The organism is Magnetofaba australis IT-1 (assembly GCF_002109495.1).
GTDB classification, from domain to species: domain Bacteria; phylum Pseudomonadota; class Magnetococcia; order Magnetococcales; family Magnetococcaceae; genus Magnetofaba; species Magnetofaba australis.
The window spans coordinates 546242-563465 of record NZ_LVJN01000021.1; the positions used below are offsets into that span (position 1 = coordinate 546242).

Below are 17224 nucleotides of genomic sequence, written 5' to 3' on the forward strand. Positions count from 1 at the left end.
TCGCGCTTTGTGCGACCACCCCCGTGGGCGCGCAAACACCGCCTGGCAAAGGTCCGGATCCAGCGGTGAAAGCCGCGCCCTATCTGCAAGCCGCCAAAGCGGGCGATGCCCAGGCGCAATTTCAAGTGGGCGAAATCTATTTGACCGGGCCGGAGCCGCAACATCTGGTGGAGGCGGCGCAGTGGTTCCACAAAGCCGCCGAACAGGGACATGCGGCGGCGCAAGCCTCATTGGGCGTGCTCTACTATGCGGGCGTGGGCGTCAAAGAGGATAACGCCGAAGCGGTGAAGTGGTTCCAAGAGGCGGCGGTGAAACACCACGCCGATGCGCAGTACCATTTGGGTTTGATGTATGAGCAGGGTTCGGGCATCAAAGCCAATCTGGAGCGCGCGCTCAAGTGGTATGATTACGCCGCCGGGCAGGGCCATGTGGCCGCCGCCAAACGCAAATTGGCGCTGCTGAACAAGATCTCCCCAGATAAAGCCAAAGAGATTCTCGCCGCCAACCAGGCGCAACGCGACACCATTCGCGCCGGACAGTTGGATGAGGATCCGTTTGGCGCGCCTGCGGCGCCCACGGCGACTGCTGCAGCGCCTACGGATGAGGATCCGTTTGGCGCCGCGGACGTTCCGGCAACAGCGTCCATGGCGAGCAATGTGAGCGGTCAATCGGCGGATCAGGCGCGTCAGTTGGCGCAGCAGGCGGAATCTCAACGCCATTGGGAGGACGCTGTCGCTGAGTATCAACGCGCCATTGCCATAACGTTGGATACGGCGGATCTCTCCCGCGAACAGCAGTGGCCGCTGATCGGGCGGGATAACGCCGCCATCAAACGCATTCAGAGCCGTCTGCCCGCATGGGTGGATGAGCGCCTGGCCAAAGCCGCTCAACTCTCCCCCAGTGCGGCGGCGGCGCCGCAGATGGGCGCCTGGCAAGCGGCTTTGGGACAAGGGCAACAGGGTGATCTGGCGGCGGCGAAGCAGGCGGTGACGTTGGCGCAAAAGCTGTTTGGCGCGGATCACCCTTATACGCTGGCCAGCCGGAAAATATTGGCCAAGCAGCAGTTTGTGCAGGGGGATTTCGCCCCGGCGCAGTCCGCTTTGCAGCAGATATGGCAAACCGGGCAGAAGGTATTGGGCGTCGATCACCCGGAGACCCTGGATAGCGCAGGCATGCTGGCGGATCTGTATGAAACCCGCAGTCAGTACGCCAAGGCGTTGGATGTGCGTCAGAAAATCGCCGAACAGTACGCCGCCGGTCTGGGACGGGAGCACCCGCTCACACTGGCGACCCAACGCGCAATGGCGCGTCTGCAACAGAACCTGGGGCAGTTGGAAGAGGCCGCCATCACGCTGGAGCAGACCTGTACCGCCACGGCCCGCACGCTGGGCGCTTGGCACCCCGATAGCGCCGCCTGTCTGGCGCAACAGGGACGCTTGGCCCTGCAACAGGGCGACTACGCCGCCGCTGGCCAGAAGCTGGAAGCGGCGCGGGACAAGATGGTTCGCATCATGCCGCTGGACGATGCGCGCACGGTGGAGACGCGCCTGGATCTGGCTGATTGGCAAATGCGTCGCGGCGATCTGACCATCGCCCGGTCGAACTTGGATGAGTTGGCCAAACTGACGGAATCCGAAACGCAGACGTTGGGCGATCTGCGCGCCAAAACGTTGGGATTACTGGCTCAGGTTCAGATCAAGCAGGGCCAGTTGGCGCAGGCTGAGCCCACTTTGAAAAACGCTTATGATACTGAAATTGCGCGTAAAGGCGCGCAACATCCTGACGCCATCGCCGCTCTGAGCGAATTGGCGGGGTTGTATAAGCGCATGGGCCGTTTCGCCGAGGCGGAGATCACCTTCCAGAACGCCCTGGCCGATGCGCGCACGGTGCTGGGCCCCAAGCATCAGACCACCCTGGCGCTGATGAACAACCTGGGCCTGACGTTTGAGGAGGAGGGTCTGTTCGATCAGGCCGAACCGCTGTTCCTGGAGGCGCTCAAGGGGCTGCAGGAGAGCTTGGGCGAAGGTCATCCCGACGCCATCGCCGCGCTCAACAGTCTGGCGCTGCTGTATGAGAGCCAGGGGGTGTTCGATCGCGCCGAACCGCTCTATCAGCAGGCCATCCGCATCTCCAGCGAGCGTTTGGGGCCGGACCACCCCGACACCATGGCGTTCCTCAACAACCTCGGCTACCTGCAACTGATGCGACAGGACTACGCCGCCGCTGAACCGATCTTCCAAAAAGCGTTCGATATTTGGCGCAAGAGTCTGGGCGACGCCCACCCCACCACCTTCAAGAGTTTGAACAACCTGGCGCGGGTGGAGCGCAATCTGGGCAAGCTGGATCGCGCCGAAGCGCACTTTAAACAAGCCCTGGCGGGACGGCGTCAAGCGTTGGGACCGCAACACATTGATACGCTGCGTAGTATGCACGATCTGGCCGCGCTCTATCGCGACCAGAAACGCTATAAAGAGGCCGATAAACTGCTGCGGGAGACGCTGGATCTGGATGAAAAGATCCTTGGCCCGCAACATCCTTATACGTTTGAGACACTCAATACATTGGCGGCGGTGCAAGAGGAGACCAACGCCCTGTCTGAGGCGTTCAAACTGCGCAAAGAGGCCACCGAGCGGCGCACCCAGTTCCTCAACCGCATGATGTGGGTGACCGGCGACAACGCCCGTGAAGGGTATACACGGCTGCATCGTCCGGAGTTGAACGCGTGGCTGGATCTGCTCACCCGTCTGCCCGATGCCGAGCAGGCGGGCGCGGCGTTGCTGGAAACCTCGCTGCAGCGCAAGGGGTTGCTGTTCAAAATCACTTCGCAGATTCGCCAAATTGCGCAGGTGAGCAACGATCCCAAACTGCGCAAAGTGACCGATGAACTGGCGGCGGCGCGACGGGCGCTGGCGTCGTTGACCCTGGCGGGTCCGCAGGAGCATCAGGACCCCAAGGCGCACTTGGCGCGCATGCACCAGTTGGAGAGCAAAATCCACTCCCTGGAGGGGGAGGTGGGACGCGCCAGTCTGCGTTTCCGCGAAAGCGCCACAGAGGTGACGCTGGATAAAATCGCCGAGCATCTGCCCGATGGCGCAGCGCTGGTGGACTTTCTGATCTACGCCGACCAGAGCGGCGGGCGTCATCTGCTGGCGGGGGTGATGACCCGCGATGGCGATGCGCTGCATCGGAGTCTGGTGTGCTATGAGGATCTGGACGCCATCGAAAAGCTGGTGTTGGATTATCGCGCCGCCATTCAGGATGACGGCATGGATGAGGATGAGCTGCTGGAGCTGGGCATGGCGGTGTATGCGCAGATCTGGGAGCCGTTGACCGAAGCGTTGGGCGAAGAGCGTGAAAGAGTGTTCCTGGCGCCCGATGGGGTGTTGAACATTCTGCCGTTCAACGCGCTGGTGACCGACGAGGAGCTCTACCTGATCGAGGCGGTGGATCTGCATATTCTCACCACCAGCCGCGATCTGCTGCCCACGCGCATTCCCCGCGCCGATGGCGGCTTCATCACCCTGGCCGGTCCCAACTACGACACCGATCAGGTGGCGTCGGTGGAGCGCAAGGGGGTGTTGTCCCGCCGTTCCGGCTCACGCGGGGCATCGCGCGGGTTTGTCAAAACCGACTCCCGCGCCGCCTCTCTGCGGGCGGGTCTGCGCGCCTTTTCGCGCGGTATGCGCGGGTTGAAGTTCGATCCGCTGCCCGGCGCCGAGAAAGAGGGCGAGCTGATTGTGGAGAGCACCCAGGCGGCGGGTAAAAATAATGTGCTGCTGCTGCGCAACGATGCCCAGGAGGAGCGGGTCAAACAGTTTAAACAGCCGCCGCAGGTGCTGCATATCGCCACCCACGGCTTCTTTCTGCAGGCGGACGACAGCTTGAAGAAGCGTCTGCTGCGGTTGCAGCGCAGCGCCAATATCGATCTGCCGCCGCCGGGGGACAACCCCATGTTGCGCGCCGGTCTGGCGTTTGCCGGCATCAACGCCAATGCGCCGTTCTTAGGCGAGATCGATACGCGCAACGACGGCGTGTTGACCGCGCTGGAGGTGCTGGATCTGAACCTGCAGGGCACCCAGTTGGCGGTGCTGTCGGCGTGCGAAACCGGCCTCGGCGAGGTGCATGAGGGCGAAGGGGTTTACGGCCTGCGTCGCGCCTTCCAGGAGGCGGGGGTGAATATGGTGATGGCGTCGTTGTGGGAGGTGAGCGACGACGGCACCCAGGCGATGATGAACGCCATGTATGAACGGTTGATGGAAGGGAAGTCGGCGCATGATGCGCTGCGTGAGGCGCAGTTGGCGTTGATTCGCGATCCGCGTTTTGGTTATCCGTATATCTGGTCGGCGTTTATGAGCATCGGCCACTGAGTTGCGCGTTGCCCCAGCCAATGGGCGGCGTTATGCTGTGGCAAAAGAGTTTCGGACCATAGGGAGCGTCCATCATGAAAAGAGATCTGCGAGTTTTCGCCATTTTCCTGCTGAGTTTCTGCCTGCTGGGCGCCTTTGGCGGCGGCGCGGCCTTGGCCCAGGGCAACCCGGTCACCATGCTGATGAAGCCCAAGGGCACGGTGGAGTACAGCAAGAACGAGGGCAAAAAGTGGAAGAAGGTGCGCCGCAACAAGTTCCTGTTTGAAGGCTACATGGTGCGCACTGGCGCCGACGGTTCCGGCAACCTGGTCAATCAGGGCACCGGCAACGCCCGCGCCATGGGCCCCAACACCGTGATCCGTATTGAGAAGGATCAAGCGGTGGCGGTCTCCGGCTCGTTGACGGCAGTGGAAGGCGGAACCCTGGTGGCGGGTCTGGATAATCGCTTCGCCAAAGCGCAGCGTTATACCACGGTGCGGCGTTCGGCGAAAAAAGCGGAAGCGCCCAAATCCGAGTGTGACGCCGGCAAATACCGCACGGTGAAAACCGTCACGCTCTCTGACGCCTATCCTGAATTGATCTGGCCCACTTGTGGCGATTACGCCTACCGTTTAACCGTGGATGGTCAGAGCGTGGATATCGCCGCGCAAGCGGGCGATCTGGTGCGGCATAAGTTGGCTCTGAAACCGGGTAAACATGAGTACATGGTGGCGCTGGTGGAGAATGGCGCCGTGACCCATGCGCCCAAACGTCCCAGCACGATCACCTGGATGGACGCCGCGCAGAGCCAGGCGTTGGCCAAACAGGTGGCGGAGATGCGCGCGGCCGGCGGCGACGACCTGATGGTGGGCAGTCTGATGGAAGCGCAGGATATGTCGGTGGCGGCGTTGGATTTCTATCAACGCTTCTTTGAAGCCTATCCCGATGAAGTGGATATGCGCCCGGTGCTGATTAAAGCCTACAACGATCTGAAGCTGAACGATCTGCGCTACGCCGAGGCGGAGCACTACCAGAAAATGCTGGAAGCCGATCAACTGTAAGCGGGTTGATTGACCGGGCATATGGCGGAACGGGAAAACCCTGACGCGTAACGCGTCAGGGTTTTGCTTATGCGGTGGGGAGAGAACGGGTGAAGAAGCTAACCAAACGCATTGTTGATCGTTGGGATCTATGGCTGGCGGCGTTGCTTTTTCTATTGGCGATCCCTGCCGAACGCTTGGAGGTTTTCGACGCGGTGGAGGAGAATCTGGTCAACTCCATGCGCCAGATTCTGCGTCAGCAGTATGGCCCAGAGGAGGTCACCAGCTTCACGGACAAAATTCTGTTGGTGAACACTGACGAAGCATTCTTTAAAGAGTATGGCAGCTATCCGCTGCGCCGCACTGATATCGCCACCATCGCCAGCAACCTGCGCGCGTTGGGCGCCAAGGTTGTCGCCGTCGACGTTTTGATGGACTTCCCCAGCTCCTACGGCGAGGACGACGCCACCGCGCAGTATCTGGGCAAGGCGGGCAATATCCTGATGGTGTCCCAGGCGCAATTTGATGAGAACCATAAATACCTGCGTCTGAACTACCCCACCGAGAAGATTCGCGAAGTCACCAAAAGCGGTTATACCAACATCAGCTCCTCCAGCGCCCTGGTCACCAGTCTGTCGCGCTTGGAGATTTATCCGCGCATTACCCAGGACCCCGATGGTTGGCCGTTTGCCGTGCAGGCGCTCTCCATGTATCTGGGCGAAGAGCCCATTTTGGAGGGCAATGTTCTGCGCATCGGTCACGTTCGCGTGCCATTGGATCACCATAAACGCTTCTTTATCGACTTTCCCAAACTTCCCAATGGCGCGCGCTTTTTAAGTGAATTCAAAGGCATGTCCGCCATGGAGTTCCTCGACCTGGATGTTGAGGATCTGGATGAAGATGAGCGTTATGAGTTGGAGCTGTGGGTGCGCGACAAGATCGTCATCCTGGGCGACACCTCCGAGGTCTCTCACGACTGGTTCGATACCCCCGTGGGTATGGTCTACGGGGTGGAGATCATCGCCGACACCATCCATTCGCTCATGGGCGGCGCGCCGCTTCGGCCCGCTTCCTTCTTCCAGGAAGCAGGCGTGATGGTGCTGTTCATGATTCTGCTGGTGTTGATCAATGTGGGCGTGAGCCACCCTATTTTGCGCTCTATTGGGGTGGCGCTGCTGTTCGGCGTCTTTTTGGCCGCCGCCACATGGCTTTACGTTCAGTATGGACTGATCGTTTCCGTTACCTACACCATGGTGGCGGGGATTTTGTCGCTCTCCATGATCAATCTCAAATCCTATCTGGCTGAACGCAATCAGAAGTCCATGATCAAGGACGCCTTTGGCCAATATCTCTCGCCCAAGGTGGTGGAGATTCTGGTCAAGGATCCCAGTAAGCTCTCCTTGGGCGGCGAACAGCGTGAAATGACCGCCTACTTCTCCGATGTGGCGGGTTTTTCCACCATTTCCGAAAAGCTCACCCCCTCGGAATTGGTCAATCTGCTCAATGAGTATCTCACCGCCATGTGCGACATCATCGCGCAGCATGACGGCACTGTGGACAAGTTCGAGGGCGACGCCATTATCGCCTTCTGGGGCGCGCCGCTGGATCAATCCGACCACGCCGTGCGCGCCTGTCTGGCCAGCGTGGAGATGCAGCAGCACATGACCGCCTATCGCGCGGAGTTGGTGGAGCGCGGTCAGCCGTTGCTCAACGTGCGCATGGGTCTGAACAGCGGCCCCATGGTGGTGGGCAACATGGGCTCCAAACAGCGTATGGACTACACCATGATGGGCGATGCGGTGAACCTGGCCGCGCGTCTGGAGGGAGCCAACAAGTTCTTCGCCTCTTACACCATGATCTCCGAGTTCACCTATGCGCTGGCCAAGGATCATATCGACGTGCGCGAGCTGGACACCATCCGCGTGGTGGGCAAGAACGAGCCTATTACCGTGTATGAGCTGTTGGATAAAAAAGGCGGCGTCACCGGCCAGCAGGCGGACCTGATGGCGGCGTTCCACAAGGCGCAGCAACTCTATAAGGGACGGGATTTCAAAGCCGCCATGGCGGCGTTTGAGAAGGCGTTGGAGATCGTGGAGAACGATGGACCCTCGCTCACCTATCGCGATCGCTGCCGCGACTACATCGATGCGCCGCCGCCCGCCGATTGGGATGGCGTCTATACGCTCAGTGGTAAGGGGTAATACGCGCTTTATGTGAGTCGATATTCGGTGTTTGGAAGATGAAAGATATTGGGGCTTCGCCCCAAACCCCATGAGGGCTCCGCCCTCAACCCGCCAGGGCTCCGCCCTGGACCCGCGAGGGCTCTGCCCTCGACCCGCCAGGAGGGACGCCCTCCTGGACCTCGATTAGTTTGACTTTGTGCTCAATATGAAGTGTGACGGCATCTGTTTACTCTCCATTTGCACGTCGTTTTATCGTTTTATTATATGGGGTTATTAAGCTCAACATAGTGGTGGGTCAGGCCAAACTCCTGCGCCAAATGCTCACCCAACGCCTGCACGCCAAATCGCTCCGTGCTGTGATGCCCCGCCGCCACAAAGTGCATGCCCATCTCCTGGGCAAAGTGATACACCGGCTCCGAAGCTTCCCCCGTCAGATAGAGATCCGCACCCGCCCGCTGCGCCTCGGCGATCAACTCCGGCGCGCCGCCGCTGCAGATGGCCACCGTCTGAATCTGTTCAGGTCCAAACTCTAAAAACAGTCCCGCAGCGCCCAAGCGCTCCACCAACAACGCCTTGACTTGCTCGGCGCTGCGCGGCGTCCGCCAGCGTCCCAAACGGGACAACGCCGAACCACGATAGCCTGCAAACGGCTCGCCCGGCTCCAGCTCCAGCATCTTGAGCAGTTGTGCGTTATTGCCCAGTTCGGGATGGGCGTCCAATGGCAGATGAAATCCCATCAGGGTGACGTCATGCAGCAACAGGGGTTTGAGGCGCTGTTTCAATTGCCCCTCCACCACCCGGGAGTCCTTGTTCCAGAACATCCCGTGGTGGGTGATGATCAACTGGGCGTTATGCGCTAACGCCGCCTCAAATAGCGCCACGCTGGCGGAAACGCCGGTGACGAGGGTCGTGACCTCCTCCCCGCCGCGCACCTGCACTCCATTGGGACAGTAGTCGTCAAATGCGCTGACGTTGAGCAGTTCCAGTAGATGGGATTCGATTGCCGAAAGGTGCGCCATGTGTGCAATTCCTGTCTTCTTGGCAAGATTCATGCTTCAATAAGGGGTGGCGGAAACCCTCACTTTTGATTCTCAGTCTCCGCCTATTTAAATTCTCGCCAGCTCACGCCATTTTCAAGGATTTGCAAAGATTATGTCGCCAGATGTGGAAGAGCCCGCCGACGAAACCGAAGCGCATGATGAAGCATTCGCTCAAAGTACTGCGGAGTCGTATCGGGCCACGCGACAGACCATTATTCGTGAATTGATCGATTACAGTCTGCTCAGCTCCTACCAGAAATTCCGCAAAAATCGCGTCGAATACCCCTTTGTGCCCCGCGCCACTCTGCGCCCAGGTTCGGTAGTGCCCACCAAAGAGCATGAGCTGCACAATCACGCCCTGGTGGTGCTGCTGGCCAACCATCTGCCCAAATCCCTGCGCAAGCACTTCCGTTGCCGGGAAGGCAACCGGGTGATCAAAAAGAACATCGCCGCCGTGGCGCCGGATCTGCCCAATCTGGAAGCTTTTGATCCCGCTTCCAAAAAGGCCGATCATCCCGACTTTCCGGCTCTGGTGCGCATGTTGATTCCGCTGGATTTCGCCCTGCTGGTGCAGCGCGACGAAGAGGATCCAGAGCACTATTTGACCCACTTCCACGTTAAGATCGAGCGTTTGACCGATATGGCTTTGCGCGCCATGGCGCTGCATCTGGGCTATGTGGAGCGCAGTCTGTATGAGCAGGGCGAGTCGTTCGTAGACCAGTTCGAACGCAAATTCTTTGAGTATTTCAACTACTACCACAACGCCGCCGGACGCCGTTCGGCCAGCGCCTTGGCGGCGCAACTGCTCACCTTTGGCGGACAGTGCGCGGATATCTTCTCCACCTCGCAGCAGGACCGGCGCTTTACCGTGCTCTCCTGCAATGCCGAAAAGCAGGATGTGGAGATTGAGCAGTACATCCTGCTGGCGTTGGAGGATGAGGAGTGCAAATTGCTCAAGGGGTGGGGCAAGGAGCACGGATTGAACATCCGTAACGACTATCTGGTCTCCCCCAACGGTCCGCCGGTGGCGGTGTTGCGGGTGCGTTATCAGCACACCGAAGCGGCCACGCCCAACCCTGATGGCGGTCTCAAAGAGTGGGCGCCGCGTGAAAAGTGGATTCGCATCTCTGAAGAGGCGTTGATTCCGCTTAAGCCCGAAGTAAGCGCGTGTATCAACTACCCGGTGGCCTATAAGCGCAATGAAGGTATTGAGTGCATCGAGTGGCGAGTGTTGGGGTGATCCCGTCGCTGGGCGCGCTTACTTGAGATTGCGTTCGAGAATCCACTGTCCGTTGACCAGATCGCACCGATCCCAGCCGCCGCGAATCCACTGTGGCGCGCCGCTCTCCAGCAGGGCTTCCAGCAGCATGTCGTCTTGCTCAGGCTCGCCTTCATACTCCTCATCGAAATCTTCAGGAAAGCTATCCAGATCGTAGGCGATCCATTCGCGATCGGGCTCGATCTCGTGGTCAAATTCAACGATGGTCATTGCGGTGATCCTTGTGGTTCTATTGTTAGTTGAAATCAGAATCGGACAGTTTGGGTATTGGTCATGAAAGATATCGAGGGCTACGCCCTCGAGCTCCCAAGATCAACAACCAAACCGTGGGCTCCGCTCAATCTATTAGATACGGCTTCGCCTGTGGCCGCTGGGGGCGCGGCCCCCAGACGATTCGGCAGGATTGCCGAATCGGACTCGCGCAGCGAGCCCGAAGGGTGAGGGCCATGGATGGCCCGAATCACCCCGCCGCCGACCAGTCGGCGGCCAATAGTTAGCGCAAGCTCCACCTACATCACGCAAACATTGGCCGTATTGTGCCGTTTTGGTTTCGCATGGCTATTTCAGATTAATCCGCCTCTAACATATTCTCCACAATCTCCAGGAAGCTGCCGCCGCCAATCTCATCGTGGCGATCCAGCTCCAGCAGTTTGCTTAACGCCGTATGGGATTGCGTCAGCCGCCCGCGACGCAGACGCACCACGCCCAATGCTTTGAGACAGAAGAGATAGAGACGCGCCGAGGAGCCCTCCGCCAGCCACGGCGCCTGCTCCTTGGTGAGCACGCGATAGTTGCGCGGAAAACCGCCCTGCCGCGACGCCTCACGCAACGCCGTCCACGCCGCCGCTTCGGCCTCGCGTAGACGATTCTGCCCGAACAGGAATTTGATCCAGACAATATGCCCATCCAGACAGCTGGGCCAACGCTTCAGAATCACCTGAAACTGCGCCTCACGCTGGCTGGAGTCGTCAGTGTCGCGGGCCTGCTGCAACGCCGCCACCACATCGGCGGGGGCATGGGGGGAGAAGAAGCTGTCCACTACGCCGTGGAGCGCGTCGGATTGGCTATTGTGAATGGTCATATGCGGTACCCCTCTTCCATGAGAACCTGTCGCGCCGTAGGGCGCTGAAGCATGGCGTCCAGATGCTCCCGGCACGCCTGCGGCATGGGCATCTCCAGATGACGCGCCCAGAAAGTTACGTAGAACAGCGCGCAATCGGCGACGGTGAAGTGGTCATAGAACCACGGCCCAGGGGTGGATTGCAGTCGCTGGGCGACGATCTCCAACCCCTCCAATGCGCGCTGGCGGCCCTGGGCGATAATCGCCTCATGATCTTCAGTCCGCAGCGCAAAGCGGTCGGTGGTGAACACTCGCGCAAAGCCCTGGCCGTGGATCTCCCCCACGATGTGATTGATCAGGCCGATGGATTCGGCTTGCGCCACCGGATCCTGCGGCAGCAGTTTGGCGCGGGGATGGCTGGTCGCCAGATGCCAGGCGATGGAGGCGAAATCGGTGAGCGCACGGCCATCGTCCAACACCAGCGTGGGGATGGTCCCCTTGGGGTTGATGGCCAGATAGTCCGCTTGGCGATGCTCGCCGGCGGGCAGATTGAGCACGTGGGCGGAGAACACCAGCTCCAGCTCCTCCAGCAGCACATGGATGCCGGTGGAGCAGGAGCCAGGGGTCATATAGAAGGTCATCATGCCGCCTGCTCCTCAGCGCCGCCCGCCAGCAGCCCGGCCTGTTTGAGACGCCCTTTAAAGCCCTTCATCACCGCTTTTGGGATGTGCGCCTCGGCGTCCTGGCGCGCTTGATGGATGGCGATTTGCAGCATGGCGTCGATTTCATCCTGCGCCTGGGTGATGAGCGCGCCGAAGCGGGCGATCAAGTCGCTCTGTTGGCCGGTGGCCTGCGCCGTCTCCCACATCACCGCCATCAACGCGCCGCCCGCTGGGGACATCTTGCATTTGCCATCCAGCACTTTGAGCACGGCGGCGACCACGCAGTCCCACTCTTGGGGAGAAAAGGGATGCGTCGTCAGCCACTGTGCGGCCTGTTCAGGCGTCAGGGGCGAGTGGGCGGGATTGGGATAGGGCATGCGGCGACTCCAATATGACGCGAGGCGTCTGTTTATCTCACTGGAATTGCAGCAATATTCAAACCAATAGTTATATCGTTGAATTTATTATATAAATATACATTTTGCCGATGTCGCGAAAGCGACAAACCTGTAATTTGTTGGATTTTATAGCGAATCAAAACCAAAACTGCACAGAACGGCTCATGTTTGCGTGACGGAGTTTAAACTTGCGCTGACTATTGGCCGCCGACTGGTCGGCGGCAGGGTCTGGGGGCCGCGCCCCCAGCGGCCAAAGGTGTGCAATCCAGGGCGGCGCCCCACGATTTGGCAGGATTGCCAATTCGGACTCGCGTAGCGAGCCCGAAGGGTGAGGGCCATGGATGGCCCGAATCACGGTTTGGTTGTTGGGAGCTCGAGGGCGAAGCCCTCGATATCTTACATTTTCAAAATCGCCAATGACTAATTTGAATATATTCACAAAAAAGCGGCCTTACGCTATGCGCAAGACCGCCTTTTTTCCAATCTGTAATACGCGCCGGAAGGCGCGATCATTACATGATCTTCAGACGCTCAACCAGCTCGCCGCCGACCAGGTGTTTGTCGAAGATTTCGGTGACGTCGCCGGGCTTGACCTGGCCGTACCACACGCCTTCGGGATAGACCACCACGGTGGGGCCCTTGTCGCAGGGACCCATGCAGAAGGTGCCGGTGACGAACACCTCTTCAAACATGCCGCGCTTCTCCAACTCGCCAAAGAAGGCGTTGAAGGTCTCTTCGGCGCCCACGCTCTGGCAGGAGCCGCGGGGGTGGCCTTCGGGACGACGGTTCATACACACAAACACATGATGCTTCGGCTTCATGGGACGTATCCTCCAAAAAATTGCGAGCCGCGATTGCGTCGCGGTCAGGCGATCAGGTGACATGCAAACCGGGTGATTGTGCTGCGCATTGGATTGACAGTCAACATGTCGATATAAATTTCCCGGGAAAATGGGGAGATAATGGGCCCTTCAGGGGAATTTTATATCAATGATGTGAATTCCCCCCAACACGAAGGCTTGCCGTGTGTTAGGAAATAATGATATGCTAATGAAGATATGGTTTGGAAATGGCGAAAACGCCATGCACACACCCCGGCGCCAGTGGGGTTTCAGGTCTTTGTATCTGGACGCCAGGATGAATACAATTCATAATCCCATGATCCCCGACACGGCCTGAATCCGGTTCGGGTTCGGGAGCCGGTTGTGGTTTTAACGTCACGATGAGGAGAAGCGAACATGCCGAGTTTTGAACTGAATGGCGCCACTTACGAGACCGACGAAGATGGATACCTGGTCGACCTGGGCGCCTGGAATGAGGACGTGGCTGGTCACCTGGCCAAAGAAGAGGGCATCGACATGACCGAGTCTCACTGGGAAGTGGTGAACTTCCTGCGTGAGTACTACGACGAGTACAAAATCGCCCCCATGATCCGCATCCTCACCAAGGCTATCGGCAAGAAGCTGGGTAAGGAAAAGGGCAACACCAAGTACCTGTACGACCTGTACCCCGGCGGTCCCGCCAAGCAAGCCTGTAAAATCGCTGGTCTGCCCAAGCCCACCGGCTGCGTCTGATCGCGCCTGCGCGCGCAGCGCCTCGCTCCCTTGCGGAGCAGACGCTGCGCGCGGGCTTTGGTTTGCAGGAAGCTACGGAAGACCGGCTTTTGCCTGAACCCTGCCGCGCGATGGCTATCGCAGTGCGGGCGCTTCACCGTGAAAGCCGGTTTTCTTTCGCCCCAGCGGGCTCCAAGGATGGCCACTGCGCGGCCCTTAAACATCCGTTTAAGCGCGTAATTCCGTCGCTGGCGAATCACCCTTGGCGCATGCATTGATTCGAATTCTGATCCATCGGGGAGTTGCGCGATGCTGCTGTCGCTCCTGGCCTATGCGGCCCTGATCATCTTTATCGTCGGTTTCGCCTACCGCATCTATGTCTACAACCGCACGCCGGCGCCGCTGAAGATCCCCACCACGCCGGCCCCCCTGACCAAACAGGGCGTTGCGTGGCGGTTGTTCACTGAGGTGGCCTTCTTTAACAGCCTGTTCAAATCCAATAAATGGACCTGGCTGTTCGGCTACGCCTTCCACGTGGCCCTGGCGGTGGTGACCATTCGTCATCTGCGCTACTTCTTCGATCTGCCCCAATTCTTCGGTCCGTTGCAGATTCTCGGCGTGCTGGCTGGCTTTGTGATGGTGGGCGCGCTGGGCATGCTGTTCGTGCGCCGTCTGGTGGTGGACCGCTACCGCCACATCTCCTCCAAAGCCGACTACCTGATGCTGGTCCTGCTCATGGCCATCGGCCTGTCGGGCCTGACCATGCAGTTCTTCGCGCGTCCCGATATCGTTGGCATCAAAGACGCCATGGTCACCTGGACCCGCTTTGGCGGCATCTTTGACATCCCCGGCGACCCGGTGTTCATCATGCACTTCATCGGCGTGTTGGTCCTGATGCTGATCTTCCCCTTCAGCAAACTGATGCATGCGGGCGGCATCTTCTTCAGCCCCACCCGCAACCAGACCGACACCCCCCGCGAAGAGCGCCACGTCAATCCGTGGGCGAAGAGCTGATCGCCAGCCTCCTGGCGTCAATGGAATGAGGAGACTTGAAGATGGCTGACGATACCTTTGTGCCCGAGGTTGGCAACGATATCGTGACCCCGCCGGTGACCCCGGGGACCATGAGTCACTTGAAGCCGATCCCGGCTAAAGAGAAGCACATGGAGCCCCTGAACTTCCCCGGCGAGCGCCTGCCCAACTGGCAGGAAGCGGGCGTGGAGAAGTTCGGCGACTTGCTCAGCAAGTACCGCTCGCTCAAAGTCTACATGGACATCTGCGTCAAGTGCGGCGCCTGCACCGACAAGTGCCACTACTACCTGGGCACCAAAGACGCCAACAACATGCCGGTGCAACGCGCCGAGCTGATGCGTCAGGTCTATCGCCGCAACTTCACCATCCCCGGCAAGATCGCCCCGGATCTGGTGAAGGCCGCCGATTTCGACGAAGAGATGCTGGAGAAGTGGTTCACCTATTTCCACCAGTGCTCCCAGTGTCGGCGCTGCTCGGTGTTCTGCCCCTACGGCATCGACACCGCCGAAGTGACCATGGCCGCGCGCGAACTGATGGACGCCATCGGCGTGGGCCACAAGTACAGCACCGAAATCGTCGCCAAAGTGCACGACATCGGCAACAACCTGGGCATCCCCAAACCGGCGTTGGAAGGCACCCTCCAGTTCATGGAGGAGGATATCCTCGAGACCACCGGTCACGAAGTGAAGCTGCCGCTGGACCAGGCTGGCGCCGAAGTGCTGTTGATTCCGCCCTCGGCGGACTTCTTCTCCGCGCCCCACGTCGATTCGTTGATGGGTTACGCCAAGGTGTTCCACCAGGCGGGCATCCCCTACACCATCAGCTCCATCGCCTCGGAAGCGGCCAACTTCGGCATGTTCATGGGCAGCTTCGATCAGATGCAGAAGATCGCCAAGCGCATCTCCGATCAAGCTCGCGAATTGGGCGTCAAACGCATCATCGTCGGCGAGTGCGGCCATGCCTGGCGCGTGGCCTACAGCTTCTGGAATACGCTGAACGGTCCGTTTGACTATCTGGACCCCAATTACCCCGTGCCGCAGCATATCTGTGAGTTCACCTACGATCTCTACAAGCGCGGCGCGTTGACGTTGGACAAGTCGGCTAACGACGACTACACCATCACCTTCCACGACTCCTGCAACGTGGCGCGCGCCTCGCGCATGGGACCGACCCCCGGCGGTCAGTTCCACATCCCGCGGGAGTTGATCAAGGCCTCGGCCAATAAATACGTGGACATGGACCCCGACACCATCCACGAAAAGACCTTCTGCTGCGGCGGCGGCGGCGGTCTGTTGACCGACGAATTGATGGACCTGCGCATTCAGGGCGCGCTGCCCCGCGTGACCGCTCTGAAGCAGGTGATGGAGAACGACAATGTCAACTTCCTGGCCCTGATCTGCGCCATCTGTAAAGCGCAGTTCACCAAGGTTCTGCCCTACTACGGCATCCCCATGGACACCGTGGGCGGCGTGCACCAGTTGGTCAGCAACGCCATCCAGTTGGGCGCCAAGAAGGGCATCGTCTGATTCAGACTGCTTGGATAGGATGTAAGAAACTGGGGCCTCGTTGCCCCAGTTTTGTTTTTTGGGGATGATGCAAGAGACTGGGGCTTCGCCCCAGACCCCATGAGGGCGCCGCCCTCAACCCGCCAGGGCGCTGCCCTGGACCCGCACGGGCTCTGCCCGTGACCCGCCAGGAGGGACGCCCTCCTGGACCTCGGTTAGTTTTTGCTCCGTGCTTTATCTGATGCTTGGCGCATACAATTAACCTTTTCCAATACCAATGCATATCGACGAGGACCGCCCCTTGAGCAGTCAGACACGTCATGACGGCCGTCGCCCGGACCAGCTCCGGGCGATTTCCATTCTGCCCTCCTACAGCAAGAACGCCGAAGGCTCCTGCCTCATCGAATTCGGCGATACCCGCGTGCTCTGCACCGCCTCCGTGGAGGAGTCGCAACCCCGCTGGATGCGCGGCTCCGACCAGGGTTGGGTCACCGCCGAATACGGCATGCTGCCCCGCTCCACCCACAGCCGCAGCGGGCGCGAGGCGGCGCGCGGCAAACAGGGCGGGCGCACGTTGGAGATCCAACGTCTGATTGGCCGCTCCATCCGCTCGGTGGTCAATCTCAACACGTTGGGCAAACGCACCATCTGGTTGGATTGCGACGTGTTGCAGGCCGACGGCGGCACCCGCACCGCCTCCATCACCGGCGCCTATGTGGCGCTGTCTGAAGCGATTCACAAGCTGCTCAACAGCGGCGCGCTGCGCGACAATCCGTTGATGGATTCGCTGGCGGCGGTGAGTTGCGGCATTGTGAATGGCGAGACGGTGCTGGATCTGGATTATGCGGAGGATTCCGCTTGTGAGACGGACATGAACTTTGTGATGACCGGCTCCGGGCAGTTTGTGGAGATTCAGGGCACGGCGGAGGAGAAGCCGTTCAGCCGCGCGGAGTTCAACGCCATGGCGGATTTGGCCGAGCAGGGCATCCAGACCTTGATTGCGGCGCAAAAGAGCGCGCTGGGACTGGTCTAAAGCCGCAGCAAAGCAGAATAAAAAAACCGCCTGATGGCGGTTTTTTTATGCCCGCACCACTCCGATGCAGAAGTGTGTGCGGGAAAGAGGTAA

The 17224-nt window shown here is 59.7% G+C and carries 14 protein-coding genes; 8 read left to right on the forward strand and 6 right to left on the reverse strand.

Annotated elements, in window-relative coordinates; genetic code table 11:
* Nucleotides 1-65 precede the first annotated feature (65 nt).
* From MAIT1_RS21010 to MAIT1_RS21020, 3 genes are all read left to right on the forward strand, one after another.
* A complete protein-coding gene (locus tag MAIT1_RS21010; protein WP_158089671.1) occupies nucleotides 66-4367 on the forward strand; it encodes a tetratricopeptide repeat protein in 4302 nt (1433 codons plus the stop codon).
* Between the two features lie 74 nt (nucleotides 4368-4441).
* On the forward strand, nucleotides 4442-5407 hold the full coding sequence (locus tag MAIT1_RS21015; protein ID WP_085447096.1) for a DUF7354 domain-containing protein: 966 nt from the start codon (nucleotides 4442-4444) through the stop codon (nucleotides 5405-5407).
* An 89-nt stretch (nucleotides 5408-5496) separates the two neighbouring features.
* Nucleotides 5497-7587, forward strand: coding sequence for an adenylate/guanylate cyclase domain-containing protein (locus MAIT1_RS21020; RefSeq protein ID WP_158089672.1), 2091 nt, complete (start codon nucleotides 5497-5499; stop codon nucleotides 7585-7587).
* A 242-nt stretch (nucleotides 7588-7829) separates the two neighbouring features.
* Here the strand turns inward: MAIT1_RS21020 and MAIT1_RS21025 are convergent, their stop codons facing one another.
* A complete protein-coding gene (locus MAIT1_RS21025; RefSeq protein ID WP_143814996.1) occupies nucleotides 7830-8588 on the reverse strand; it encodes a Nif3-like dinuclear metal center hexameric protein in 759 nt (252 codons plus the stop codon).
* A gap of 133 nt (nucleotides 8589-8721) precedes the next feature.
* Here MAIT1_RS21025 and MAIT1_RS21030 point away from each other — a divergent pair, with 133 nt between their 5' ends.
* On the forward strand, nucleotides 8722-9849 hold the full coding sequence (locus MAIT1_RS21030; protein ID WP_085447102.1) for a hypothetical protein: 1128 nt from the start codon (nucleotides 8722-8724) through the stop codon (nucleotides 9847-9849).
* A gap of 18 nt (nucleotides 9850-9867) precedes the next feature.
* Here the strand turns inward: MAIT1_RS21030 and MAIT1_RS21035 are convergent, their stop codons facing one another.
* From MAIT1_RS21035 to MAIT1_RS21055, 5 genes are all read right to left on the reverse strand, one after another.
* Nucleotides 9868-10098, reverse strand: a complete 231-nt coding sequence (locus MAIT1_RS21035; protein WP_085447104.1) for a hypothetical protein — start codon at nucleotides 10096-10098, stop codon at nucleotides 9868-9870.
* Between the two features lie 358 nt (nucleotides 10099-10456).
* On the reverse strand, nucleotides 10457-10969 hold the full coding sequence (locus MAIT1_RS21040; protein ID WP_085447107.1) for a hypothetical protein: 513 nt from the start codon (nucleotides 10967-10969) through the stop codon (nucleotides 10457-10459).
* On the reverse strand, nucleotides 10966-11592 hold the full coding sequence (locus tag MAIT1_RS21045) for a glutathione S-transferase family protein (protein WP_085447109.1): 627 nt from the start codon (nucleotides 11590-11592) through the stop codon (nucleotides 10966-10968). The genes MAIT1_RS21040 and MAIT1_RS21045 overlap by 4 nt, the downstream gene beginning before the upstream one ends.
* Nucleotides 11589-11987 carry a hypothetical protein gene (locus MAIT1_RS21050; RefSeq protein ID WP_085447111.1) on the reverse strand — a complete coding sequence of 133 codons (399 nt, stop codon included), beginning with the start codon at nucleotides 11985-11987 and terminating at the stop codon, nucleotides 11589-11591. The genes MAIT1_RS21045 and MAIT1_RS21050 overlap by 4 nt, the downstream gene beginning before the upstream one ends.
* Before the next feature lie 533 nt (nucleotides 11988-12520).
* Nucleotides 12521-12829, reverse strand: coding sequence for a (2Fe-2S) ferredoxin domain-containing protein (locus MAIT1_RS21055; RefSeq protein ID WP_085447113.1), 309 nt, complete (start codon nucleotides 12827-12829; stop codon nucleotides 12521-12523).
* A 417-nt stretch (nucleotides 12830-13246) separates the two neighbouring features.
* Between MAIT1_RS21055 and MAIT1_RS21060 the strand changes: the two genes are divergently transcribed.
* The 4 genes from MAIT1_RS21060 (at nucleotide 13247) to rph (ending at nucleotide 17131) form a co-directional block, all read left to right on the forward strand.
* Nucleotides 13247-13582 (forward strand): TusE/DsrC/DsvC family sulfur relay protein, encoded by a 336-nt coding sequence (locus MAIT1_RS21060; RefSeq protein WP_085447115.1) that lies wholly within the window; start codon nucleotides 13247-13249, stop codon nucleotides 13580-13582.
* Nucleotides 13583-13870: 288 nt separating this feature from the next.
* Complete coding sequence (locus MAIT1_RS21065) at nucleotides 13871-14575, forward strand: respiratory nitrate reductase subunit gamma (protein ID WP_241893524.1); 705 nt, start codon at nucleotides 13871-13873, stop codon at nucleotides 14573-14575.
* A gap of 41 nt (nucleotides 14576-14616) precedes the next feature.
* A complete protein-coding gene (dsrK, locus tag MAIT1_RS21070; protein WP_085447117.1) occupies nucleotides 14617-16119 on the forward strand; it encodes a sulfate reduction electron transfer complex DsrMKJOP subunit DsrK in 1503 nt (500 codons plus the stop codon).
* 256 nt (nucleotides 16120-16375) lie between these two features.
* The gene (rph, locus tag MAIT1_RS21075; RefSeq protein WP_085447119.1) at nucleotides 16376-17131 is read left to right on the forward strand and encodes a ribonuclease PH; all 756 of its coding nucleotides are present in this window, start codon (nucleotides 16376-16378) and stop codon (nucleotides 17129-17131) included.
* The last annotated feature ends 93 nt before the right edge of the window (nucleotides 17132-17224 follow it).